This window comes from Glycomyces sp. NPDC050141 (assembly GCF_055586545.1).
This window is the reverse complement of the sequence record NZ_JBVJHZ010000014.1, coordinates 77,171-100,416: the sequence shown is the minus strand read 5'-3', so window position 1 is coordinate 100,416 and position 23,246 is coordinate 77,171. Positions and strand designations below refer to the sequence as shown.

Genomic DNA, 23,246 nt, shown 5'->3' with positions numbered 1-23,246 from the left:
ACCGACCGTATCGGGCGCTTCCTCGAAGGCTTGACTATACATCGACGCATGACTATATTGAACCCCTTGAGTTAAAACGATTAAACCCCTTGCGGTGCACCCATCTCACTGGAGGAACCTTGACCAGTCCCGCCCCGGAAACCGGAACCCCAGGCGTCAGCCGCCGCGGCGTCCTCGCCACCACCGCCGGAGTCGCGGCCGCCGCCGCGCTCTTCGAAGCGTCACCGGCCCACGCGCAGAACGACACCGCCGACAATGCAGGCCTGGACGCTGTCGAACTGCGCTGGCTCGAAGGGAAACCCGCCGAGTCCCCCGGCTCGACCTGGGGCGTGCCGTGGGGCAAGGGCTGCTTCCCCGAGGACCAGCAGTTCCAGCTCGTCGCCGACGACGGCGCCACCGTGCCGGTCCAGACCTGGCCGCTCGCGTACTGGCCGGACGGGTCGCTGAAGTGGACCGCCCACGCCGTCGGCCCGGCCGCGACCGCCGAGACGTTCACGCTCAGCGCCGGGGAGCCCGCCGCGCCCGCGTTCGCCGTCAGCGTCTCGGAGTCGAAGCACCACATCGACGTGAACACGGGCGTGATCACCGCGCGGATCGGCAAGGGCGGCAAGGACCTCGTCAAGCACATCAAGCGAGGCGACCGCACCCTCGTCAAAGAGGGGCACCTCGTCAACATCACCCAGGACGAGGCCCCCGACCCCGAGACCGGCTCGGTCAGCCGCGACCGCTACACCAGCGACATCGACGAGGTCGTGGTCGAGCAGGACGGCCCCGTGCGCGCCGTCCTCAAAGTGACTGGGACGCACCGCAAGAGCCGCGGGGAGTCGTGGCTGCCGTTCACCGTGCGCCTGTACTTCTACGCGGGCGGCGAGTCCTTCCGCATGGTGCACACGTTCGTCTACGACTCCGACGGCGACGACGCCTACATCGCCGGGCTCGGCGTGCGCTTCAAAGTGTCGCTCACCGATGCGCTCTACGACCGGCACGTGCGGTTCGTCGGCGAAGGCCACGGCCAGCTCACCGAATCGGTCAAAGGCATCACCGGTCTGCGCCGCGACCCCGGCGCGGCCGTGCGCGCCGCCCAGGTCGCGGGCCAGAAGCTGCCCGATCCGTCCACTTGGGACCAGCGGGTGACGACGCGGCTGCACTGGATCCCGAACTGGGGCGACTACTCGCTCGCGCAGCTCACCAGCGAGGGGTACGCGGTCAAGAAGCGCACCAAGGAAGGCCACGGCTGGGTGCCCGTAGACCAGGGCCGCCGCGCCTCCGGGTTCGGGTACGTCGGCGGGCCCTCCGGCGGGTTCGGGTTCGGCATGAAGGACTTCTGGCAGCGCCACCCCACCGGGCTCGACATCCGCGGCGCCCACACCGAGGAGGCCACGGTGACCGTGTGGATGTGGTCCCCCGAGGCCCAGCCGATGGACACGCGGTTCTACCACGACGGGATGGGCCAGGACACCTACCCGGAGCAGCTCGACGCCCTCGAGATCACCTACGAGGACTACGAACCGGGCTTCGGCACCCCGTACGGCGTCGCCCGCACCTCCGAGCTCCAGTTCTGGGTCACCGAAGCGACGCCTACGCACGAGCGTCTCGGCGCGATGGCCGACGTCGTGCGCGCCCAGCCGCAGGTCATCGCCCCGACCGAGCACATGAGCGCCGCCGGGGCCTTCGGCGGGCTCTTCGGGCCCGTCGACCGGTCCCACCCGGTCAAGGCCGACGTCGAGGACACGTTGGACTTCCTGTTCGAGCACTACCGCACCGAGCAGGACCAGCGGCACTGGTACGGGTTCTGGGACTTCGGGGACTTCATGCACTCCAAGGACACCGACCGCAAGATCTGGCGGTACGACGTCGGCGGGTACGCGTGGGACAACTCCGAGATCTCCCCCGACCAGTGGATCTGGATGGCGTACCTGCACACCAACAGGCCCGAGGTGTTCCGCTTCGCCGAGGCCATGACCCGCAAGACAAGCGAGGTCAACTGCTACCACATCGGCGAGTGGGCCGGGCTCGGCACGCGGCACGGCGTCCAGCACTGGGGCGACTCCTCCAAGCAGGTGCGCGTCTCGAACGCCAACTACCGCAGGTACTTCTACTACCTGACGGCCGACGAGCGCACCGGCGACATGCTCCACATGCTCGCCAGCAGCGAGGAGACCGCGCTCGTCCTCGACACCGGCCGCAAGATCCGCGCCGCCGACGACCCGTGGAACCCCGACCGGAACGCGGTCGACATCGGCTTCGGCACGAGCTGGGCGGCCCTCGCCGCCGCGTGGCTCACCGAGTGGGAGCGGCGCGGCCCCGACTGGGAGTTCTGCCGCGACAAGGTGCTCGGCACGATGGAGACCATTGCGGCGCAGCCGAACGGGTTCGCGCAGGGTTCGGGCCTGTACGACCTCGACACCGGCCGGTACGCGATCGCCGAGACCCCGGTGACCGAGCGCAGCAACCTCTCGAACTCCTTCGGCCGCATCGAGATCTGCGCCGAGCTGATCCAGCAGGTCGACATGCCGGCGTTCGAGGCCGACTGGCTCAAGTACTCCCGGTTCTACACGGCGACCCGCGCGGAGCAGGAGGCCGAGTACGGCGGCCGCTTCGGCGACCTGTTCCTCTACTCGTATACGCGGGCGAACGCGTTCGTGTACCAGCGGACCGGCGACGAGTCGCAGGCGCGGCTCGCCTGGGAGCGGTTCAGGGGCGCCAAGGACGCGCCGGACTACACGCCGCGCGAGACCGAGGCCGTCGAGACGACGCTCAACCCGATCGCCTGGTGGCCCAACGGCGGCACCAACGACATCGCCCAATGGGGCCTCGCCGCCATCCAGATCCTCCACATGGTCGGCGACTTCGCCCCCGACGCCTAGAGGGAGCGCATCATCGCCTCGACGAGCGTGTCCTGCAACGTGGTCAGCCACCCGTAGACCAGCGCGAGCGGGTGGCGCGGGTCGTCTTCGGGGAGCTCCAGCAGCTCCTCGAAGTCCTCGTCGGCGGTGATCTCGAGCCGCGAGGCGATCACGAGCCGCAGGTCGTTCAGGGCGCCCAGCCAGTGGCGGCACTCGTCCGGGTCCAGGTGCAGCACCTCGCGCCCGGACCCCTCGGGGGCGAGCGCTTCGAGCGAGCTGATCACGGCCTGCGCGTCGTCCCTCTTTCGGGCGCGCAGGTCGTGCTCGGTGTAGCGGCGGAACTCGGCCGAGGCCGCGGCGGCATCACCGTCCGGGCCCAGATCGGTGTACGCGTCCGGGAAGAGGCGGGCCAGCGCCGGGTCCTCGGGGAGCTCGGTCGGGCCCTCGCTGAAGGCCGAGGCGATGAGGTCCTCGGCGGTGCCGCCGGTGCCCTCGCGGGCGTCGACGAGTTCGAGCATCTGCCCGGCGTAGGCGCGCAGCAGCCCGGCCTCGACCTCGTCGAAGGAGGCGGCCGCGCCGCCGTGCTCGGGTTCGAAGAATCGGCCCATCAGCGGTCCTGCCGCAGGGTCGCCCAGAGGCCGTAGCCGTGCATGGCCTGCACGTCGCGCTCCATCTCCTCGCGCGTGCCGCTGGAGACGACGGCGCGGCCCTTGTTGTGGACGTCGAGCATGAGCTGGTTCGCTTTCGCCTCGGAGAACCCGAAGTACGACTGGAAGACGTAGGCGACGTAGCTCATCAGGTTGACCGGGTCGTTGTGCACGAGCGTGATCCACGGGATGTCGGGATCGGCGGTCGCGGCGGGCGTCGCGGCTCGTTCGGTCTCCACGGCCGCGGCGCAGCGGACGGGCATGGGCGTTCGGGCTGGCACACGCCAATGCTGCCATCCCTTCGCGGGGAAGCGGCGAGGAGTCGAACAACTGTGGCGGCCCCGGGCGGGGCCCGGTGCGCACCGAGATCGCCAGCCCGCGCGCGATGGCCTCGTCCTTCGCACCGTCCCGGATGGGCGTGGCGTGTTCGAGCAGGGCGGCGTGCTCGGCGTCACCCGCCCCGGCGGGTTGATATACCCCCTGGGGGTATGTTAGAAATGGCGGGCGGCTCCCGGGCCGCCGCCGTTTCAATCCCGGAACGGTTCGCCCCCAAAGGGTGCAGTGCGCTCGCGCTATACCCCCTACCGGTATTTAGGAGCAGTCATGTCACGCACGTCGACGCCGCCCGCCTCGCGGCGCTGGGTCGCCCTCTGGCTCATCGCCCTGGCCCAGTTCATGGTCATCATGGACACCTCGATCATCGGCGTCGCCCTGCCGAAGATGCAGGCCGACCTCGGCTTCACCCAGGAGAACCTGTCCTGGGTCTTCAACGCCTACGTCGTCGTCCTCGGCGGCCTGCTCCTCCTGGGCGGGCGGCTCTCGGACCTCCTCGGCGCGCGGCGGGTCTTCAGCCTCGGCTGGATCGTCCTCGGCGCGGGCTCGCTCGCGGCCGGGCTCGCCCAGGACGTCGCGGTCGAACTGACCGGCCGCGCCGTGCAGGGCGTCGGCGCCGCGCTCATCGCGCCCTCGGCCCTGACGCTGCTCATGATGCTGTTCGGCGCCAACCCGAAAGAACTCATGAAGGCCTTCGCGGTCTACGGCGCGGCCGCCCCCGCGGGCGGCACCGCCGGGGTCTTCCTCGGCGGCGTCATCACCGAGTACGCCTCGTGGCCCTGGGTGTTCTACATCAACCTGCCCATCGCGGTCCTGGCCGTGGCCGCCGCCCCGGCCCTGCTCCCCGGCGGCGCGGGGACGCGCGGCTCGATCGACTGGCTCGGCGCGGCCACCGCCACGCTCGGCCTCGGCGGCCTGGTCTTCGCGATCGTGCGGGCGCCCGAGACCGGCTGGGGCAGCGCCCAGACCTGGGGCGTCCTGGTCGCCGCCGCCGTCCTGCTCGGCATCTTCATTGCCGTGCAGGCGAAGCGGCGCGAACCGCTCATGCCGCTCGCGGTCTTCCGCGCCGCGAACCTCGGCGCGGCCAACCTCGCCCAGGCGCTGCTCGGCGCGGCCTGGATTCCGATGTGGTTCTTCCTCAACCTGTACCTGCAGCAGGTCCTCGGGTACTCGGCCTTCCCTTCGGGCGCGGCGCTGCTGCCGATGACCGCGCTCATCATGCTCGGCATGATCGTCATCGCCCCGCGCCTGACGGCGAAGTTCGGGCCCAAGGCGATGATCGCGACGGGCCTGGTGCTGCTGGGCGCGGGCCTGGGCTGGCTCTCGTTCGTCCGTCCCGAAGGGTCGTTCGCGGTGGACGTGCTCCCGGCCTCGCTCGTCGCCGCGCTCGGCATGTCGCTCGCGTTCATCCCGTCGCTGCAGATGGCGATCTCCAGTGCCGCCCCCGAACAGGGCGGCCTGGCCTCGGGGATCGTCAACACGAGCTACCAGATCGGCTCGGCGCTCGGCCTCGCCGTCGTCACCGCGATCGCGGTCCCGTTCGGCGCCAACGAGCTCGGCGACGCGGCAGCCCTCACTGACGGTTTCTCGGCCGCGTTCACCGCCGCGGCGGCCATCGCGTTGGCGGGAGTGCTCCTCGCCCTCACGACGATCCGCTCCCGCAAACCGGACCTGGTCAAGGCGGCCTGATCGGTCGCGGCGAAAGGGGGAGGCGGCGACGCCTCCCCCTTACGCTGCCCGCCACCGGTTCGGCACGCCACGTGAGTGTCGGATTCCCGACACCAACGACCCAACTAGCCGGATGGCAGGTAGCGTCCGCTGTTCTACCGAGACCGATCCCGCGGGCCGCCGCCGCGGGCGAGGGCGGGTACCGCATCATCGACCCGCGCGGCACCCTGGAGCAGTGGGACCCGGCCTACGACCTGGCGAAGATCCTGTTCAGCTTCACCGTGTGGGATGCGGGCCTGCGCAAGGGCTTCGACATCGAATCCTCCCCTGAGGACGGATGGACCGTGGCAATCAGGGGCGGCAACTACCCCGCGTACACCGCCGCCACGCACGGGCTCCTGCCGCTCATGCGCTCGCTGGAGCCGTTCCGGGAGATGACCGCGGACGACCCCGGCTGGGAGAGCCGGTACCTCCTCGGCCACGCCTTCCACCTGCTCGGCGAGGCGGCCTGCCGCCTCTCGGACATCAAGAAGCGCACCGGCGAGGACGAGGACGAAGCGCTCAGTCCGATCGACCTCGCCATCGGCCACTACCTGTACGGCGTGCTGTTCCTCGAGGACGCGGTGCGGCAGCTGGAGACCACCGGCGCCGTCGACCAGGACGCCGCCCTCCGCCTCCTCGAGTGAATCCCCGGGCGCGGTCGGCGGCACGCACCGGGGCCGACCGCGCCCGGACCCCGCCCCGAGGGCCCGGCACCGGCCGGGCCCGGACCCTGAACGCAAGGAGCACCGACATGGAGACCCGCACGACCGACGCGGCGGCCTCGGCGAGAGCCGTCCTCTTCGACCTCGACGGCGTCCTCGTCGATTCCTCGGCCGTCATCGACCGGGTATGGCGCGCCTGGGCGGCCCGGCACCGCCTGCCCTGGGAGCACGTGGCGGTGCTGCTGCCCGGGCGGAGGGCCTACGAGACCGTCCAGCTGCTCACGCCGCATCTCGACGCGGAAGCCGAAGGCGCCGAACTGGAACGGGTCCAGGCCGCCGACCTCGACGGGGTGCGCGCCTGCACGGGCGCCGTCGCGCTCACCGAGGAGCTGAGCTCGCGGCTTCCGGGCGTCCCCTGGGCGATCGTCACCTCCGGCAGCCGCCCGACCGCCACGGTCCGCCTGCGCGCCACCGGCTTCCGGATACCGGAAGTACTGGTCACCGCGGACGACGTGTCGAAGGGCAAGCCCGATCCGGAGGGCTACCTGGAGGCGGCCCGCCGACTGGTGGTGCCGCCCGAGGACTGCCTGGGGTGCCCTCACGCCGCTGCTGGTGCTCTTCGGCGTCGGCCTCGTCGTCGGGAACCTGCTGGGCGGCCGATTCGCCGACCGGGCCCAGATCCCGACCCTGCTGGTCACGACCGCGCTGCTCGCGGTGGTCCTGGTGGCGTTCACCTTCACCGCGCATTTCCAGGTCGCGGCCGCCGCGACCCTCATGCTCCTCGGCGGCGCGGGCTTCGCCACGGTGCCCGGCTTCATGACCCGCGCCATCGACAAGGCCTCGGGCGCACCGACACTCGCCTCGACGATCGCCGCTTCGGGCGCGAACCTCGGCATCTCGATCGGCGCCTATGCGGGCGGCCTGACGATCGGCGCGGGCCTGGGCTACACCTCGCCGCTGTGGGTCGGCGCGGTCATGGCCGTGCTCGCGTTCGGCGTCACCGCCTGGTCCGGCGCGCTCGACAGGAACCCGAAGCGCGTTGCGGGCGAGCCGCTTCCGGTTCCGGCCCGTTCCTGAAGCGGCGGGCGGCCCCGGGCGGGGCCCGGGGCCGCCTGCAGTGATCAGGAGGAAGCGCCGATGGTGAGCTTGACGCGGCCGTCGCGGTACTCGTGCTTCACGGTGATCACGGTGCCCGATGCGGCGGTGTAGCTGGAACCGTAAGGGTTCGCGTCGTAATGCCAGGTCGCGGTGTCGTCGAAGACGGCCACGCCCGGCAGCGACGGGATCGCCTGCTCCGTGCCGTTCACGTGGAATGCCAGGCCCCCGGTGTCCCGCAGGCCGAACGGCGCGTCGTAGGACTGGAGGCGGTTGCGGATCAGGGTGGTGCCGTCCGCCGCATAGGCCGGTTCGGGGTGGGCGTCGATCGGCATGATGAGGCCGTATCCGTTGTAGGCCTTGGTGCGGTTCTCGGTGTAGGCCGTGTTCCAGTACCAGATCATCACGCCCTCCTCATAGGACAGGAGCTCGGTCTTCCACTCGTTCTCGGAGCCGACGGGCCAGCCGAGCTGGTAGACCCCGCCGCCGAGGGCGGCGTCGTAGCCGGTGTAGCGCCGGTTCTCGACCACGTAGAAGCGCTCGTTCCCGGCCGCGTCGGGCGGCAGGTTGACGACGAGGGCTTCGGCGCCCTTCGCGGAGGAGTCGACCGAGACCGGGTTGAGGACGTACGTGCCGTCGGTGGCGGCCTCGGCGGTCGCGTAGTCGAGCCAGCCCAGCTGCAGTTTCGCCCAGGCGCCGAGGTCGCCGGGGTAGGCCGAGGACTCGGTGGGGCTCGACAGCAGCGAGCCGTTGCTCATCAGCGACCAGAACCCGGTGGAGTTCTCGCCGCCGGAGGTGTCGTAGAGGTCGGGCAGGCCGAGGGCGTGGCCGAACTCGTGGGAGATGGTGCCGAGCCCGGCGTTCTCGTTGAACATGAAGTAGTCGTTGACCCAGATCCCGGTGTCGGCGACCTCTTCGCCGCCGTAGAGGTTCCCGTTGTCGGGGCCGGCGACACCGCTGGTGCCGCGCAGGTAGGACAGGTACCCCTTGTGGCTGCGGATCGAGTCGGTGCCCCACGCTCCGCCGCCGGTGGTCTGGGATTCGCCCGCGTAGACGATCATAATGTGGTCGAGGTAGCCGTCGGGCTCGGCGGTCACGCCGTCCTCGTCCCAGTCGTAGAGGTCGGCCTGGTCGTATGAGGCGAGGTGCGCGGCCAGCTCCTCCGCGGTCGCGCCTGCAGCGAGTTCCTTTGCGTACCAGGCGTTGAGCGCGTCGATCGTCAGCTGCTCGTTGCAGTAGTACGTGGAGATCGACGCGCCGTTCTTCTTGCACGCGTCGGTGCCGTAGTGGGAGATCGAGTAGTCCATCCGGATCCAGTCGCCGACTTCGCCGGTGACGGTGTAGGCGCCGGAGGACTGGTCCTCGTAGAAGGACTTCAGGCTGTCCGAGCCGCCGAAGATCCTGCCCTCGTAATACGCGCGCGAGTAGTCGGGCTCCCAGGGCAGGAAGGTGTCGTAGGCGCGGTCGGGCTCGGGGATCTGGTTGTGCGCCGGTCCGGCGAGGCCGCCGTAGGCGGGGTCGACGGTGTCGCCGAACTCGACGGGGAGGACGAGCACGCGGCCGGTGTCGGTCTCGGGTTCGACGGCCTCGGCTTTCGCGAGGTCGGCCGAGACTTCGTCGGCGCGGTCGTGCTGGTGCTGGCGCTGTTCGGCGTTGAGGGGGATCTCGTGCGCGCTCGGTTCGGCGGCCGGGGCGGCGGGGTCCGGTTCGGTCTCGGCCTGCGCGTACATGGGCGACGCGAGGGCGGCGACGAGGGGCAGGGTGATGAGTACCGCCGTTGAAGCACGGCGAAAACGCTTGTAGGGCAAGGGGGTTGCTCCTGTGCAAATCCGAGGGGAAGGGGCGAATGGGAATTCAGGGATAGGTAACATATCACATATTACTCAGCCCGAAAAGGCCTCGATCACGGCGGTGACCAGGCCCGGGAGGGCTGAGACGAACTGAGCATCCCCTGATCAACCCAGTAATATGTCACATATTTCAACCCACGGGAGGGCGGCCGCGAATGGCGAAGCAGCGTAAGAACGGCCTCTACAGAACGGTGACCCCCGAACTCTCGGCGCTCATGCGCACCGGCTGGGCCGATCCCGTCCCGGCCGGGACGGCCCCGCTCGAACAGGCCGCGCACACCGCCGCGAGGCGCGAAGCGCTCGCCGCGCGGTTCCCCGGCGAGCGGCTGATCATCCCGGCGGGCGGCATCAAGCTCAAGTCCAACGACACCGCCTACCCGTACCGGCCGCACTCGGCGTACGTGCACCTCACCGGCGACACGCAGCGCGACGGCGCGCTCGTCCTGGAACCGGCCCCGGGCGGCGGGCACGAGGCGTACTGCTACCAGCTGCCCCGCGACGACCGCGACAGCGACGGGTTCTGGCTCGACATGACCGCCGAGCTGTGGATGGGGCCGCGCCGCACCCTCGCCGAAGCCGAGACGCTGCTGGGCCTCGCGTGCCGCGACATCCGCAGGGCCGAAACCGATCTGCGCTCCTCGCGGACGCCCACCCGCATCCTGCGGGGCGCGGACGCGCGGTTGGAACGGCTCGTGCCGACCGATCCCGCGCGCGACACCGAGTTCGAGACGGCGGTCTCGCAGCTGCGCCTGGTGAAGGACGACTGGGAGCAGGAGCAGATGCGCCTCGCGGTGGACGCGACCGTGCGGGCGTTCACGGACGTGGCCGCCGAGCTGGGCCGCCCCGGGACCGCGAGCGAACGATGGGCCGAGGGAACCTTCCACCGCCGGGCCCGCTTCGAGGGCAACGGCCCCGGCTACCACCCGATCTGCGCGGCCGGAGCGCACGCCACGATCATGCACTGGACGGCCAACTCAGGGCCCTTGCTCCCCGGTGAACTGCTGCTCATGGACGCCGGAGTCGAGACCCGGACCCTCTACAACGCGGACGTCACGCGGACGCTGCCGATCGGCGGGGCGTTCACCGGGGTGCAGCGGGAGGTCTACGAGGCCGTGCTCGCCGCGCAGGAGGCCGGGATCGCGGCGGTGAAACCCGGTGCGGCGTATAGGGACTTCCACGAAGCGGCGCAGCGGTCGCTGACCGGGGCGCTGGTCGGGTGGGGCTTCATCGAGGGCCCCGCCGACCGTGCCTACTCGCTCGGGCTCCAGCGGCGCTACACCCTCGCCGGGACCGGGCACATGCTCGGACTCGACATCCACGACTGCGCCCAGGCCCCGACCGAAGACTATGTAGACGGCGCTTTGGAGGCGGGCATGGTGCTCACCGTCGAGCCGGGCCTGTACTTCCAGAGCGACGACCGCACCGTCCCCGAGGCCTTCCGGGGCATCGGGGTCCGCATCGAGGACGATCTGATCGTGACCGATGCGGGCAGCGAGAACCTCTCGGCGGCACTGCCGCGCACACCGGACGCCGTCGAGGCCTGGCTCCAACAAGGCGTCACATCGAGCTGACGGCTCCGGCCGCGTACGGCACCAGCCAGATCGCCCAGACGACGATGCTGAACTTGTGGAAGTTGGCGCGCTCCGCCTCACGGTCGCGGACGAGCACGATGACCGCCCACGTCAGGTGGACCGCCATGAGCAGCAGGGCGATCGTGCCGCTGACGACCATCACCATCGTCAGGCCCGAAGCCGGGCCGGAGGTGTCCGCCGCGATGCGGCTCATGAGGAAGGTCCCGGTCAGGTCGCAGGTCAGGCCGAGCCCGAAGGCCGCCGCGTGCCAGCGCTTGAGGGTGCCCTGGATTCGTTCGGACCAGGCGCCGACCGTGTAGAAGACCAGCGCGAGGGTGATGACGACGATCGCGAGTACGAGCATGAGCGGTCCTTCCACGAAGCGCCGATCCCGGGCGGCGTCCGCATCCACCGTTCAGTGTGGACGCTGTACTACATTAACGTCCTCAGTACGCTCAAAGGGGACGCAATGGACGTACCGGAGATCGACGCGAGGCTCGGGACACTGCTGCTGGAGCGCGGCATGGTCACTGCCGAGCAGTTGCACGACGCCCAGTCGACGGCCTCGCGCACCGGCACCAAGCTCGGGTCGGTGCTCCTCGCCACGAGGGTCCTCGACCGCGAGCCGCTGTACGACCTGCTCAGCGAGATCATCGGGCTCCCGGCCGTCGATCTCGAGCAGTCCTCGCCCGACCCGTCCCTGTACAAGGACCTCGACCCCGAGGAGCTGCTGCGCGAAGGCTGGGCTCCGGTGCGCCGCACCGAGGACGGCGGCATCCTGGTCGCGACCGACCACCGCCGCGCCGACGCCTCCTGCACCGCGATCGCGGACCGGCTGGGGGTGGCACCGGAGCAGTTGTCGTTCGCGATCACGCTCACCTGGGACCTGACCACGGCCGTGCTCGCGGCGTTGAGCCCCGAGGTGCAGGACCTGGCCGTCTCGCGGCTGTGGCGGCGGACCTCGGCGCTCTCGGCGAAGCAGGTGCTCTCGCGCGGGCAGCAGTGGGCCGGGGCGGTCGGGCTGCTGCTCGTCGTCGCGGCGGCCGTGGTCTGGCCCGAGCCGGTGCTCTACATCGCCATCATCCTGCTGAGCCTGGGCTACCTCGTGGGGATCGCGTTCAAGTTCGCCACCTGCTACGTCGGGTCCAAGTTCGAGCGCACGGGCGGGATCAGCGCGGAGGCCCTCGCCGCGCTCGACGACGCCGACCTGCCCGTGTACACGATCCTCGTGCCCGTCTACCGCGAGGCGGCCGTCATCGGCGACCTCGTCGGGAACCTCGCCCGGCTCGACTACCCGCCCGAGAAGCTGGAAGTCCTGGTGCTCATGGAGTCCGACGACGAGGAGACCTGGGGCGCGCTCGTCGCGGCGAACCCGCCGCCGTTCATCAAGACCGTGGTGCTGCCGGACGCCCAGCCGAAGACGAAGCCGAAGGCGTGCAACGTCGGCCTCATCGCCGCGACCGGCGAGTTCCTGGTCATCTTCGACGCCGAGGACCGGCCCGACCCCGACCAGCTGAAGAAGGCCGTGATCGCGTTCCGGGGCTCGGGCGAGGAGGTCGCGTGCCTGCAGGCGGCCCTGAACTACTGGAATGTGCGCGACAACGCGCTCACCCGCATGTTCACCCTCGAGTACTCGTTCTGGTTCGACTACATGCTGCCCGGCCTGTACGCGATGCGCCTGCCGATCCCCTTGGGCGGCACGTCGAACCACTTCCGGACGTCGGCGGTGCGCGAGCTCGGCGGGTGGGACCCGTTCAACGTCACCGAGGACGCCGACCTCGGCATCCGCGCGTCCATGCACGGCTGGCGGGTCGGCATCGTGGACTCGACGACGTTCGAGGAGGCCAACCGCGCGTACGGCAACTTCATCCGCCAGCGCTCGCGGTGGATCAAGGGCTACATACAGACCGTGCTCGTCCACTCCAGGCGCCCGGTGCGGCTCCTCAAGGAGGCCGGGCCGCGCGCGCTGGCCGGGTTCGCGATGCTCATCGGCGGCACGCCGCTGACGTTCCTGGCGATGCCGCCCCTGTACCTGGTGTTCGTGCTGTACCTGCTCGGTTCCAGTCTGGAGTGGATGCCCGTGCTACCGAACTGGGTTGTCGCCGTGGGGATCACGAACCTCATCCTCGGCAACGGGATCTCCGTGTACATCGCGATGGTCGGGGCGTTCAAGCGCCGCAACTACGCGCTGGTGCTGTGGGCGCTGCTCAACCCGGTCTACTGGCTCCTGCACTCCGTCGCCGCGTACAAGGCGCTGTGGCAGCTCGTCACCCGCCCGCACTACTGGGAGAAGACCACGCATGGACTCAGCGAGCGCAACCCTGCCGACGATGGCGAAGTACTGGGAGAACGTCGCCCGACCATGGCCTGAGCGCCACGGGCGGCGGTGGGCGCTCCGGCTCGTGCTGGCGCTGCCGTTCATCGGCCTCGCGGTCTGGGCCGACTCGAAGGGCTGGCAGAACCCCACGACAGTGGGGCTGCACAACTACGCCGAGCAGATGCTGGCGGGCGGCTGGAGCCTGTCCGGTCTCGAATACGGGTACCCGCCGATGGCCGTCATGGTCGCGGTCCTGCCTGACGCGACCCTCACGTACGGGATCGCGGCCGCGCTCGCGTTCGGGTGGCTGCTGCAGCTCGTGCTGTGGCAGAACCACCGCCGCGACATCAGCCCGGTGCTGATGGTGCCGCTGCTCGCCGTCTGGCTCGGGGTCCCGGCGGTCTGGTACGAGGCGAGCCAGCGCTTCGACACGATCGTGTCGCTGGCGCTGCTGACCATGGCCATGGCCGGGTGGCTGCGGTTCACGAACGCCGACCACACCGACGGCGGCATCACGGCGGGCATCGCGCTGGCGGTGTGCATGTGCTTCAGCCCCATCGCAATGGTGTTCGCGGTCATGTTCGCGGCGACGCTGCCGTTCTACCTGGTGGCGCGGAAGCGGTCCTTCCGGGCCCTGCCCGCGATGCTGGCGGTGCTGCTGTTCCCGATCGTGGTGGTGACCGGCTGGTGGGTGTACCTGGTGTGGCTGTTCGTCGGGAACCTCGGCACCGCCTGGTACCTGATGGCGTCGAGCTTCGAGAACTTCTCCGGCACCGGGTTCGAGGGCGCGCTGCGGCTCATGGGCGAGGCCTGGCTGTACACCCCGGTGTACACCGCCGTCGCGGTGGCGGTCGCCGTCTCGACCCGCTCCACCGTGACGGTCCTCGTCTACCTGGTACCGCTCTTCGCCGTCGGCTTCGGCAGTCTGGTGCACCTGCCTTTCATGAGCCTCAGCCTGGCCTACTTCCTGCTGTGCCTCGTCGCGATCACCACGATGCCGAAGTACGTCGGCACCCGCACCCGGGTCGCGGTCGCCGCCGTCGCGATCGTCCAGCTCGAGGTGATGCTCCTGCACCCCTTCCTCACCGGTTACTTCCCCGACTGGGCCGCCGCCCTCGGCTGGTCGTGACTTCGCAAGGACGCCGACAGCTTCCAGAGGAGGCCGTGCTTCGGGGCTGCCAGCCAGGCGAGGAGGAACATGCCGGTGAGGACGAGGACGATCATGCCTCCGGCCGCCAGGTTGTAGTGGTACGAGAGGTACAGGCCCGCAACGGAGCCGAAGGCGGCGAGGACGCAGGCGGCGGCGGTCATCGCGCCGAGGCGCTCGGTCGCCATGCGGGCCGTGGCCGCCGGGGTGACGAGGAGCGCGAGGACGAGGACGTTGCCGACCGCTTGGAGCGCCACCACGATCGCGGCCGTGACCATCGCGTACAGAACCATGTCGAGGACGAGGACCGGCAGGCCCGAGGCCTTCGCGGTCTCGCGGTCGAGGCTCACCGCGATCAGCTGGCGGCGCAGGAGGAACGTGAGCGCGACCAGGACCGCGCCGACGACCGCCACAGCGATCACGTCGCTGTCGCCGAGCGCCAGGATCTGTCCGAAGAGGAATGATGTCAGGTCGCCGGTGTAGGCGTCCTGGGTCGAGACGATCACGATGCCGAGGCCGAACGAACCGGCCCAGAAGATCCCGATCACCGTGTCCTCGTTGAGCCTCCGGGTCTGGCTGATCAGCGCGATCGCCACCGCCGTCACGATCCCGGCGGCCGCGCCCGTGAGCGAGAGGTTCGCGTGGATCACGAACCCGACCGCGACGCCGGGGAAGACCGCGTGGGCGACGGCGTCGCCGATGAATGCCATGCCGCGCAAGACGACGAACGCGCCCACGACGACGCAGACCACGGCTGAGATCAGGGCGACCAGGAAGGCGCGCTGCATGAACGCGAGCTGCCACGGCTCGGTCAGCCACTCGATCATGACGCCTCCCGCGCGGTACCGGTGAGCAGCAGCTCGGACTCGGCGACCCCGAAGGCCCGCAGCCACAACGCCGGATCATCCAGTTCGGACGGCGGGCCGTCCGCGACCACGGTGCGGTTGAGCAGGCACAGCCGGGTGCAGACGGCCCGGGCTTGCGCCAGGTCGTGGGTGGTCATGAGGATCGCGGTGCCTTCCTCGGCGAGCTGGGCGAGGAGCCCGACCAGGAGCTCCTGGGTCGGGACGTCGACGCCGGTGAACGGTTCGTCCAGGAGCAGCAGCCCGGGTTCGCGGGCCAGGGCGCGGGCGACGAGGACGCGCTGGCGCTGGCCGCCCGAGAGCGCCCCGATGGGTCGGTGCGCGAGGTCGGCGAGGCCGACCCGGTCGACGGCCCGCGCGGCGGCCTCGCGGTCGGCCCTGCGCGGGCCCGCCCACCGGGTGGCGGTGCGGGCGTTGAGGACCGCAGCGCCCACGGTGATCGGGAAGTCCCAGGCGAACTCGTGCTTCTGCGGCACGTAGCCGAAGCTGCCGCGCGCGGCGCGCGGGGCGCGTCCGGCGATGCTCACGGACCCGGTGTCGGGAGCGAGGAGGCCGAGGACGGTGCGCAGGAGCGTGGTCTTGCCCGCGCCGTTCGGGCCGATGAGCCCCACGGTCTCTCCGGGGGCGACGGCCAGCTCCACGTCGTGCAGGACCTGGTTGCCGCCCAGGGTGACCGCGAGCCCGGCGACCTCCAGGCCCGCGGTTTCGAGGTCAGCCCGCATCGGGAGCCTCAGTGTTGTTGCGGCGCTTGCGGGTCGCGACCATGATGACGACGCCGACCACGACCGCGACCGCCGCCGCGCCGAGGCCCCACAGGAGCCAGCCGGTGCCGGTGGTCGGCAGGAAGCCGCCCTTGTCGTCGTCGCCGTCCGAGTCGGAGCCGCTGTCGCCCGAACCGCCGTCGCCCCGGCAGGCCTCGTTCGGGTCGGCCGAACCGCCCACGGCGACCTGGATGTCCTTGGTGTCCGTGACCGTCTTGCCGTCGCCGGTGGTGGCGGTGAACTCGACGGTGAGGCGGTAGACCCCCGGCTCGGAGAAGGTCCAGTTGCCGTGCGCGTGGGTGTTGCGCGGGATCGGGACGGTCTGCGGCAGAGCCTCGGAGGAGTCGAAGAGGACTTCGGCGCCGCCGAACGTGCCGGTGAGGAAGATCGTGAACTCTCCCGGACCGTCTACTTCGGTCAGGTTCCAGTCGACCGCGCCGGGGACGCCGTCGATCACGCTCTTGTCCTGGGTGTTCCAGCCGGGCCAGACGATGCCGGAGGCCTGGACCTGCGGGAGCATGTAGATCTCCTGGCCGGTCTCGCCCAGGAACCCGAAGTCGCCCTCGGGGATCGGGAACAGCGCGGCGTCGGGGACCTGGAGCACGGCGTCTTCGAGGTCGCGCCACACCGATTCGGAGGCGGTGTCGTCGCGCAGCTGCGCGGTCCAGGTGCCGTCCACGAAGCGCGGGCCGATGTCGATGTGGCCGTCGCTGATGACCGTACAGGCGGTGTCGGCCTGCGCGCCGCCGCTGTTCTCACCGGTCGCGATCGACTGGGCCTCTTCGGTAGTGGCCTCCTCGGCGGTGACGCTGTAGGTGGCGCGCGCGGCGGTGCCGGCCTGGCCGCGGCCGGTCGTCGCGACCGGGCCCTTGGCGTTCTCGCTCGCGACCAGCTCCAGTGTGTACTCCCCCGGGGCGTTCACGGCGAGGACCACGGGCGTCGCGGTCCCGGCCTTGAGCGTGAACGCGGCGGACTCGGTGGTCGTGGCGAGCGGCGCGGCCGTCCCGGTGCCTTCGAAGGTGTACAGCCAGGCTTCGCCCGGGCCCTCGGTCTTCTTCAGGGACACTTCGACATCGGCGTCGGCCCCAGTCGCGTCGAGCATCGGGAAAGTCTGGCCGTCCACGGTCCCGGCGACCCACACCAGGTCCCCCGCCTCGCCGAGGAACACGAAGTCCTCGCGTTCGGGGACGAGCGACGGCACGGTCGCCAGTTCGGCGGGCGCGTCGATCTCCAGGCGCGAACCGGAGGACTCGAACTCCGCGAGCCCTTCGGCCGGTTGGGCGTTCGCGGGCGCGGCGTACAGCGCGGCCGCCAGCGCGGCGGCCCCCGCTAGAGCGAGCAGTCGTCTCATTGGTCTCCTCCCAGGCAGCGGCTCAGCTCGGAGGCGTTCTGCCGCATCATGTCGATATAGGTGGGTGCGTCTTGGGGCAGGGCGTCGCCGTGCAGGGTGCAGACCTGGACGCCCTGGTCCTCGGCCACTTGGCGCAGCACGGAGGCGCGGGCGTGCAGGTTGGGTTCGACGAAGACGGCCTGGACCTGCAGGTCGGCGATGGTCTCGGTGAGAGCCTCGACCTGTTTGGCGCTGGGTTCGGCGGCGGGGTTGGGGACGACGAACCCGGCGATCTGCATGCCGTAGGCGTCGGCGAGGTAGCCGAAGGCGTCATGGGTGGTGATGAGCTGGCGGTCGGCTTCGGGAATGGACGCGATCGCTTGGGCCACTTCGGTGTCGAGGGCGTCGAGTTCGGCGAGGTAGGCGTCTCGGTTGGTTTCGTAGGTGTCGCGGCCGTCGGGGTCGAGTTCGATGAGGGCGTCGGCGATGACCTGGACGTAGGCTTTCGCGTTGGCGACGTCCTGCCACAGGTGCGGGTCGATCTCGCCGTGGACGTGCTTGCCGAGGACGGCCTGAGGGAGCTGGTAGATCTCCTCCCCCGCCGCGCCGAGGAACGCGAACTGGTCGCCTTCGGGGATCTCCTCGATCGCCTTGGTGGGCACGTCGATCACGACAGTGTCGGTGGCGAGTTCGCCCCGGTCGTCGTCGCGGGCGATGAAGCCCTTGGTGTCGAGGTCGACGGTGAGGTCGACGTGGCCGCTGTCGAGGACCGTGGCGCCGGGCTGGACTTCGCGCGGGTTGACGCCGACCGCGTACGTGAACGTGGCGGTGCCGACCTCGGTGGCCGCGCCGTTCTCATTCAGGGTGGCGACAGTGGTGAGGGTGTAGACACCGGGTTCGGTGAAGGTCCAGTTGACGTGCGTGTGCGCGTTGGGCGGCAAGGTGATGACGTCCGCCGCGTCGAGTCCGTCGGCGGTGTTCCAGTAGATCTCGGGCTGCCCGAAGGCGTCGGTGAGGAACATGGCCGCCTGGCCGGGGCCGGTGAACTCGGTGAGCTGGACGCCGATCTCGGCCGAGCGGGTCTCGGTCTCACCGCGCACGCCGAAGCCGAGCCAGACGGTGTCGAGGGTGATGTTCTCGACGAGCGGCATGAGCTTGGCGCCGTAGGGTTCGGCGTTCTCGGCGAGGGAGAGGTTGGGGACGCCTTCGGGGACGTTGGCGTCGAAGAGCTTGATGAGCGGGTGGTCTTCGAGGAGGAGGTGGTTGGTGAGGGCGAGCTCGGCGCGGGCGACTTTCGCGGCGTCGTTCGGGCTGGGCTCGTAGGAGTGCGGGTCGCCGCCGGGCGGGACGATCGTCTCGACGTTGACGCGGTCGCCGCCGACGACTTCGGTCCAGTTCTTGATGAGTTCGGTGGTGACGACGACGTCGACGCCGTCGCTGGCGCCGCCCGCGCCGGAGCAGGCGGTGAGCAGCAGCGCGGCGGCTGCGGTCGCGGCGGTCAGGATCGTTCTCATGCTTCGGCGGGCTCCTTTTCCACGTCGTTCGAGGGCTCAGGGTCGGCGGGTTCGGGCGCGGGTTGGATCGCGTTGCGCCGCTGGCGTTTGCGGGCCTTGACCCAGATCCACGTGAGGAGGGCGAGCAGTGCGAGCACGGCGGCCTGGGTCCACGGCGGGGCCCACAGGCCGGTCTCGTCGGAGCGGGACGGCAGCCGCGCCTCGGCGTCGGCCTCGTTCACCGCTTCGGGCCGGACGGTCAGTTCGAGGTGCTCGTAGAGGAGCGGCCAGACCCCTTCGAGGCGGGCGGTGCCCTCGTACCGGTCGCCGGGAAGGACCTGCGGGAGTTCCGCTACCGGGAACTCGCGCTTCAGGAGGCCCCAGGGGCCGGAGATGCGGGCGACGAGCGTCCCTTGGAGACGGACGTTGCCGGTGTTCTCGACGGCGTAGTCGAAGCTGAGGTCGCCGGGTTCGACCGGGTTCCACGTGTAGTGGAAGGCCTCGTCGTCGGTCTCGGGGACGAGGTTCGGGTCGAGTTCGCCGGTGACGCGCAGGTGGATGCGGACGCCGACGCGCCGCTCGACCTGGATCTCGTTGCCGTTCGCGTCGGTCGCGGTCTCGGTGACGGCCGCGACGATGCCGCCCACGTGGTCGCCGGGAGTCGCGCCGGTGGGGACGGTGAGCGCGAACGGCACGTCGAGGCGGGTCTGGGGCGCGATGGTGAGCGCTGATTCGTTGAAGCCGACCCAGGTGCCGACGTCGACAGGGTCCTCAGTGGAGGGCAGGAGGTCGAAGGTCCCGGTCTCGGTCGTGTAGGCGTCGGATGCGTAGAGCTGCACGGTGACCGGCCCGGTCCCGAAGTTGGAGACGCCCACGAAGTCGATCAGGGTCTCGCCGGGGTCGAGCTCGTAGTCGAACGCGGCCCGGCCGTCCGGCCCGTCCTGACTGGAGGGGTTGACGCCCCAGGTGACGGCGGCGGGCTCCTCCTCGGTCGCCTCCTGGGCGGCGACCGAGTCGACCGCGAGGAGGGCGGCGGCCGCCAGCGACGCGGCAAGCGCGGCGGCGGCGCTCAGGGCTTTGAGGTTCAGCGCGGGGATGGGTTTCACTGGGGCACTTTCAGCTTGAGGAGGCGGAGCGAAGAGGCGGAGCGGGGGCGCGGGGCGGCCCGGCTGACAGGCCGCCCCGCTCCTGTGGAAGGAGAACTCGGTATTAGCCGACGTCGAAGGTGTAGGTGACCGGGTCGGAGGTCACCGCGCCGTCGGTGGTGTGGGTGCCGGTGAGCTGGAAGGTCAGCGTGTAGGTGCCGGGCTCGGTGAAGACCCAGGTCGGGTGGTGGTGGGTCTCGGCGACGGCGATGGTGCCGTCGTCGCAGGCCGGGTCGGTGTGCAGGCGGGTCACGCCGGTGGCGGAGTCGTAGACCGACACCTGGCCGCCCGTGGGCGCGGTGTAGGAGAGGAGGTCGGCGGTCACCGAGCCGCCGAAGTCGGCGAGGACGAGGCCGTCGGTGTTCCAACCGGCCCAGAGCTTCCCGGTGGCGGAGAGTCGCGGCAGGACCCAGTTGGTGCCGGCGTCCCAGCGGCAGGCCGTGGCGCTGGCCTGGGTGACCTGGTGGCCGCTGTGGACGTCGAAGAGGACGTCAGCGGGTTCCGCGGTCGAGCCGTCGGCCAGTTCCACGTTGAGGTCGAGCTTGTTAGCGGTGTCGTCGTAGGCGAGCGCGAGGACGTCGACGTGGCCGGAGCCGACCGTGGTCAGCGCCTGCGCGGTGCCGGAGAACAGCAGCGCGGCGGCGGCGCCGACCGCACCGGCGACGATGGAGGATTTCGCGAGGGTTCGCATGGGGGTTCCCTTTCTTCGGTGTGGAGCGGGGAGGGCGGGGCGGTCCGGGGAGTGTGTCGGGCCGCCCCGCCCGTCCTCATGGGGTGGTCGCAGTGGGGGCTAGGCCTCGACCCAGAACCAGTAGTCGACCTCGCCGGTGGAGACGGCCTGGCCGGTGGCGGCGTCGACGCCTTCAGCCTCGACGGTGAGCTTGTAGAGGCCGGACTTGGAGAAGCCCCAGTTCATGTGGCCGTGGCCTCCCGCGGTGGCCTCCCAGGAGCCCGCGCCGTCGTTGGAGTCGAACAGGACGTTCGCCGCACCGAAGTCGTCCACGGTGTACAGGGCGACGTCGCCGCGGCCCTCGGCGTCGTGGACGGTGATCTGGAGGCTGTCGTCGACGAAGTCGCCGGGCAGGATCTCCTCGGCGCCGTAACCGGCGAAGAGCAGGCCTTCGACCTCGGTGTCGGGGAGGACCCAGACGTCGGAACCGGCGGTCCCGAGGAAGTCGTATCCGGCGGGGACGGTGGTCTTGGCCTCGTTGTTGGCCTTGAGGAGCACTTCGCTCGGCGCGTACTCGGTGGCGCTCTCCTCGTCGTGGACGTGGAGGTCGAGCACGCCGTTCTCGTAGGCGAGGCCGAACACGTCGACGTGGCCGTGGTCGAGGACGGTGATGTTCGAGGTCTGGGCGGTCGCCGGGGCGGCGGTCGCGGCCAGGACCGCAGCCGCGGCTGCGGCGACGGCGGCGTACTTCGCGATGGTTCGCAAGGGAATTGCCTTTCTGGGTTATTTAGATGGCGGTGAAGGTGACGAGCGCGGTGTAGGTACCGGACTCGACGTCGGTGGGCAGGTCGAGCCGGAGGTCGGCGCCGAGCACGCAGGTGCCCTTGCCCGCTCCGGCCGCGGCGGCGGCGAGGATCTGCGAGGTGGAGAGGCCCGGGCCGCCGTCGAGTTCGCCCTGCACGGCGGCACCGGGCGCGACCTGCTGGCTGTCGCCGGAGGAGACGACGCCGGGGAGCCAGCCGAGGTGCGAGCTGCTGAATCCGCCTGCGTCGCTGGCGAACTCGCTCACCTGCGCGGCGGCGTTCCAGCCGGGGTCGGCGGACCGGGTGTCGGTGACGGTGACCGGCCGCAGCTCCCCCTCGGTGGTCCAGCGGGTGGCGGTGCTGTTGAGCGCCATCGCGGGGAGGACCACGTCGCGGTCGTCCGGGTCGACGCTGATGACGAGCCCGCCCGCATCGGTGTCCACAGTGGCGGTGATGGTCTGGGTGCTCTCGAGCTCGGGGTCGCCGGGGTCGACCGGGTCCTCGCCGCCGTCGTCGGTCGGCCATTCGCCGACGACGAAGACGTACGCCTCGGGGTCGGAGGCGACGGTGGTGCCGTTGGCGAGGGTGGTCTCGAACTGCCAGGTGAGGGTGTAGACACCGGGCGCGGTGAAGACCCAGTTGGCGTGGGCGTGGGCGTGCGCCCCGGTGGCGATCCGGTCGGGGACGCCGTCGGCGGAGTCGGCGAGCGGCATGATCGAACCGAAGTCGTCGACCTGGTACATCTTGAAATCGCCGGGGCCTTCGACTGCGCTGAGGTTCAAAGAGATCGAGTCGGTCGCCAGTTCGGTGGCGGCGATGTCCTCAGTGCTCCATCCGGCGAACAGCTTGCCGCTCTGCTCGGTGTCGGGCAGCTGCCAGACGATGTCGCCGGCCTTGCCGAGCATGTCCCAGCCCGGTTGCGACACCAGCTCCTCGGTCAGGGTCGTCTCGGTCCCGGGAGGCGCGTGGAAGGCCACGTCGTCGGGGTCCCGGTAGACGACGTCGGCGGAGTGGACCTTGCTGCCGTCCTTGATGTCCATGGTCAGGGTGCCGTCTGCCTCGATGTCGCCGTTGAAGACGTCGACGTGCCCGCGGTCGAGCACGAGCCGGCCGTCCAGGTCGGGCGTGCCCGGGTCGGGATCGGGGTCGGGGTCGGGGTCGTCGCTCGGGAGTTCGCCGACCACCCACTGGTAGGCGTACTCCTGCGAGTCGACCGCGGTCCCGTCGGCGAGGGTGCCGCTGGCCTTCCAGGTCAGCGTGTACTCGCCTGCGGCGGTGAAGGCCCAGGCAGCGTGCACGTGGGAGTTGACGCTGACGTCGATCGAGTCCGGCAGGCCGTCGCGGGTGTTGAAGTGGACGGTGGTGCCGCCGAGGTTGCCCGGGGCCCACAGGGCCAGGTCGCCGGGGCCCTCGATGGCGGCGAGGGTCAGCTGGATCTTGTTGCCCTGCAACTGGCCGCTGTTGAGCGGCTCGGTGCTCCAGCCCGGCCACAGCAGGCTGTGGTCCTGCGTGAACGGCAGGACCCAGATCGGGTCGCCGGGCTCGCCGAGGAAGTCCAGGACGCCGCTGTCGGGGATCGCGGTCTCGGCCTCCGGCAGCACCTGGAACAGCACGTCGTCGGGGTGGCGGTAGACCGGCTCGTCGCCGGTGTCGTCCTTGACCCGCAGGGCCAGGCGGTCGCCGTCCAGGTGGACCTGCATCGCGTCGGTGTGCCCCACCGAGAGGACGGTCCGGTCGGTCTGCGCCGAGGCCGGCGCCGCCAGTGCGGTGAGGAGGAGCGCGGCGGCGAGAGCTCCGGCCCGCGGCAGCGCTTTGGTCAGGGTCATCGGGGGTCCTTCGGCATCAGGGGGCGGGGCCTGTTGATTATGGTAACGGAAACCATTGTCAACATGAAGTCCTAATGCACCTTCGGTTCCGGTGACCTTGAATACCAACGGGATGCGCATATAAGCACCCGCGCATCACTGCGGAAGTGGACGGCGCCCGCCAGTTTCTATACTATG

General features: G+C 70.4%; 19 protein-coding genes and 1 pseudogene. 8 read left to right on the top strand and 12 right to left on the bottom strand.

Annotated features, from left to right (window positions below):
• The first annotated feature begins 119 nt into the window (after positions 1-119).
• Entirely contained in the window at positions 120-2,867 is a 2,748-nt protein-coding gene (locus ACZ60M_RS11195; RefSeq protein WP_465417044.1) for an exo-rhamnogalacturonan lyase family protein, read from the top strand.
• On the opposite strand, the gene ACZ60M_RS11190 is transcribed toward ACZ60M_RS11195, so the two are convergent.
• Together ACZ60M_RS11190 and clpS are read right to left on the bottom strand one after the other, a co-directional pair.
• Positions 2,864-3,454: a DUF2017 domain-containing protein gene (locus tag ACZ60M_RS11190; RefSeq protein WP_465417042.1), complete on the bottom strand. Its 591-nt coding sequence runs from the start codon at positions 3,452-3,454 to the stop codon at positions 2,864-2,866. The genes ACZ60M_RS11195 and ACZ60M_RS11190 overlap by 4 nt on opposite strands.
• Positions 3,454-3,756: an ATP-dependent Clp protease adapter ClpS gene (clpS, locus tag ACZ60M_RS11185; RefSeq protein ID WP_465417069.1), complete on the bottom strand. Its 303-nt coding sequence runs from the start codon at positions 3,754-3,756 to the stop codon at positions 3,454-3,456. The genes ACZ60M_RS11190 and clpS overlap by 1 nt, the downstream gene beginning before the upstream one ends.
• A 340-nt stretch (positions 3,757-4,096) precedes the next feature.
• On the opposite strand from clpS, the gene ACZ60M_RS11180 reads away from it, so the two are divergent.
• The 4 genes and pseudogenes from ACZ60M_RS11180 to ACZ60M_RS11165 all read left to right on the top strand — a co-directional run bounded on the left by ACZ60M_RS11180 (position 4,097) and on the right by ACZ60M_RS11165 (position 7,275).
• Positions 4,097-5,515: an MFS transporter gene (locus tag ACZ60M_RS11180; RefSeq protein WP_465417040.1), complete on the top strand. Its 1,419-nt coding sequence runs from the start codon at positions 4,097-4,099 to the stop codon at positions 5,513-5,515.
• A 71-nt stretch (positions 5,516-5,586) separates the two neighbouring features.
• Complete coding sequence (locus tag ACZ60M_RS11175) at positions 5,587-6,180, top strand: hypothetical protein (protein ID WP_465417038.1); 594 nt, start codon at positions 5,587-5,589, stop codon at positions 6,178-6,180.
• 107 nt (positions 6,181-6,287) lie between these two features.
• Positions 6,288-6,776, top strand: a pseudogene (locus tag ACZ60M_RS11170) (HAD-IA family hydrolase); the annotation flags it as partial.
• 34 nt (positions 6,777-6,810) lie between these two features.
• The gene (locus tag ACZ60M_RS11165; protein ID WP_465417036.1) at positions 6,811-7,275 is read left to right on the top strand and encodes an MFS transporter; all 465 of its coding nucleotides are present in this window, start codon (positions 6,811-6,813) and stop codon (positions 7,273-7,275) included.
• Between the two features lie 44 nt (positions 7,276-7,319).
• On the opposite strand, the gene ACZ60M_RS11160 is transcribed toward ACZ60M_RS11165, so the two are convergent.
• Positions 7,320-9,101: an immune inhibitor A domain-containing protein gene (locus tag ACZ60M_RS11160; protein ID WP_465417034.1), complete on the bottom strand. Its 1,782-nt coding sequence runs from the start codon at positions 9,099-9,101 to the stop codon at positions 7,320-7,322.
• A 197-nt stretch (positions 9,102-9,298) separates the two neighbouring features.
• Between ACZ60M_RS11160 and ACZ60M_RS11155 the strand changes: the two genes are divergently transcribed.
• Positions 9,299-10,714: an aminopeptidase P family protein gene (locus ACZ60M_RS11155; protein ID WP_465417032.1), complete on the top strand. Its 1,416-nt coding sequence runs from the start codon at positions 9,299-9,301 to the stop codon at positions 10,712-10,714.
• Here ACZ60M_RS11155 and ACZ60M_RS11150 read toward each other — a convergent pair.
• Positions 10,701-11,078 (bottom strand): HsmA family protein, encoded by a 378-nt coding sequence (locus ACZ60M_RS11150; protein ID WP_465417030.1) that lies wholly within the window; start codon positions 11,076-11,078, stop codon positions 10,701-10,703. The two genes, ACZ60M_RS11155 and ACZ60M_RS11150, sit on opposite strands and share 14 nt — an antisense overlap.
• Positions 11,079-11,183: 105 nt before the next feature.
• On the opposite strand from ACZ60M_RS11150, the gene ACZ60M_RS11145 reads away from it, so the two are divergent.
• Together ACZ60M_RS11145 and ACZ60M_RS11140 are read left to right on the top strand one after the other, a co-directional pair.
• A complete protein-coding gene (locus ACZ60M_RS11145) occupies positions 11,184-13,085 on the top strand; it encodes a glycosyltransferase (protein ID WP_465417028.1) in 1,902 nt (633 codons plus the stop codon).
• Positions 13,045-14,160 (top strand): hypothetical protein, encoded by a 1,116-nt coding sequence (locus ACZ60M_RS11140; RefSeq protein WP_465417026.1) that lies wholly within the window; start codon positions 13,045-13,047, stop codon positions 14,158-14,160. Before ACZ60M_RS11145 ends, ACZ60M_RS11140 begins: the two co-directional genes overlap by 41 nt.
• Here the strand turns inward: ACZ60M_RS11140 and ACZ60M_RS11135 are convergent.
• From ACZ60M_RS11135 to ACZ60M_RS11100, 8 genes are all read right to left on the bottom strand, one after another.
• The gene (locus ACZ60M_RS11135) at positions 14,121-15,005 is read right to left on the bottom strand and encodes an anchored repeat-type ABC transporter permease subunit (protein WP_465417024.1); all 885 of its coding nucleotides are present in this window, start codon (positions 15,003-15,005) and stop codon (positions 14,121-14,123) included. The genes ACZ60M_RS11140 and ACZ60M_RS11135 overlap by 40 nt on opposite strands.
• On the bottom strand, positions 15,002-15,763 hold the full coding sequence (locus ACZ60M_RS11130; protein WP_465417022.1) for an anchored repeat-type ABC transporter ATP-binding subunit: 762 nt from the start codon (positions 15,761-15,763) through the stop codon (positions 15,002-15,004). Before ACZ60M_RS11130 ends, ACZ60M_RS11135 begins: the two co-directional genes overlap by 4 nt.
• Positions 15,753-17,153, bottom strand: coding sequence for a TIGR03773 family transporter-associated surface protein (locus tag ACZ60M_RS11125; RefSeq protein ID WP_465417021.1), 1,401 nt, complete (start codon positions 17,151-17,153; stop codon positions 15,753-15,755). Before ACZ60M_RS11125 ends, ACZ60M_RS11130 begins: the two co-directional genes overlap by 11 nt.
• Entirely contained in the window at positions 17,150-18,646 is a 1,497-nt protein-coding gene (locus ACZ60M_RS11120; RefSeq protein ID WP_465417019.1) for an anchored repeat ABC transporter, substrate-binding protein, read from the bottom strand. Before ACZ60M_RS11120 ends, ACZ60M_RS11125 begins: the two co-directional genes overlap by 4 nt.
• Complete coding sequence (locus tag ACZ60M_RS11115; RefSeq protein ID WP_465417017.1) at positions 18,643-19,731, bottom strand: WxL protein peptidoglycan domain-containing protein; 1,089 nt, start codon at positions 19,729-19,731, stop codon at positions 18,643-18,645. The genes ACZ60M_RS11120 and ACZ60M_RS11115 overlap by 4 nt, the downstream gene beginning before the upstream one ends.
• A 103-nt stretch (positions 19,732-19,834) precedes the next feature.
• The gene (locus ACZ60M_RS11110; protein WP_465417015.1) at positions 19,835-20,461 is read right to left on the bottom strand and encodes a choice-of-anchor M domain-containing protein; all 627 of its coding nucleotides are present in this window, start codon (positions 20,459-20,461) and stop codon (positions 19,835-19,837) included.
• Between the two features lie 99 nt (positions 20,462-20,560).
• A complete protein-coding gene (locus ACZ60M_RS11105) occupies positions 20,561-21,205 on the bottom strand; it encodes a choice-of-anchor M domain-containing protein (RefSeq protein ID WP_465417013.1) in 645 nt (214 codons plus the stop codon).
• Between the two features lie 22 nt (positions 21,206-21,227).
• Positions 21,228-23,069 (bottom strand): choice-of-anchor M domain-containing protein, encoded by a 1,842-nt coding sequence (locus ACZ60M_RS11100; protein ID WP_465417011.1) that lies wholly within the window; start codon positions 23,067-23,069, stop codon positions 21,228-21,230.
• Positions 23,070-23,246: the final 177 nt, after the last annotated feature.

Bases quoted from the DNA above. Each gene is read 5' to 3' on its own strand.
- ACZ60M_RS11190 (WP_465417042.1), bottom strand. From the start codon at position 3,454: ATGGGCCGATTCTTCGAACCCGAGCACGGCGGCGCGGCCGCCTCCTTC.
- clpS (WP_465417069.1), bottom strand. From the start codon at position 3,756: ATGCCCGTCCGCTGCGCCGCGGCCGTGGAGACCGAACGAGCCGCGACG.
- ACZ60M_RS11180 (WP_465417040.1), top strand. From the start codon at position 4,097: ATGTCACGCACGTCGACGCCGCCCGCCTCGCGGCGCTGGGTCGCCCTC.
- ACZ60M_RS11155 (WP_465417032.1), top strand. From the start codon at position 9,299: ATGGCGAAGCAGCGTAAGAACGGCCTCTACAGAACGGTGACCCCCGAA.
- ACZ60M_RS11150 (WP_465417030.1), bottom strand. From the start codon at position 11,078: ATGCTCGTACTCGCGATCGTCGTCATCACCCTCGCGCTGGTCTTCTAC.
- ACZ60M_RS11145 (WP_465417028.1), top strand. From the start codon at position 11,184: ATGGACGTACCGGAGATCGACGCGAGGCTCGGGACACTGCTGCTGGAG.
- ACZ60M_RS11140 (WP_465417026.1), top strand. From the start codon at position 13,045: ATGGCGAAGTACTGGGAGAACGTCGCCCGACCATGGCCTGAGCGCCAC.
- ACZ60M_RS11135 (WP_465417024.1), bottom strand. From the start codon at position 15,005: ATGATCGAGTGGCTGACCGAGCCGTGGCAGCTCGCGTTCATGCAGCGC.
- ACZ60M_RS11130 (WP_465417022.1), bottom strand. From the start codon at position 15,763: ATGCGGGCTGACCTCGAAACCGCGGGCCTGGAGGTCGCCGGGCTCGCG.
- ACZ60M_RS11125 (WP_465417021.1), bottom strand. From the start codon at position 17,153: ATGAGACGACTGCTCGCTCTAGCGGGGGCCGCCGCGCTGGCGGCCGCG.
- ACZ60M_RS11120 (WP_465417019.1), bottom strand. From the start codon at position 18,646: ATGAGAACGATCCTGACCGCCGCGACCGCAGCCGCCGCGCTGCTGCTC.
- ACZ60M_RS11110 (WP_465417015.1), bottom strand. From the start codon at position 20,461: ATGCGAACCCTCGCGAAATCCTCCATCGTCGCCGGTGCGGTCGGCGCC.
- ACZ60M_RS11100 (WP_465417011.1), bottom strand. From the start codon at position 23,069: ATGACCCTGACCAAAGCGCTGCCGCGGGCCGGAGCTCTCGCCGCCGCG.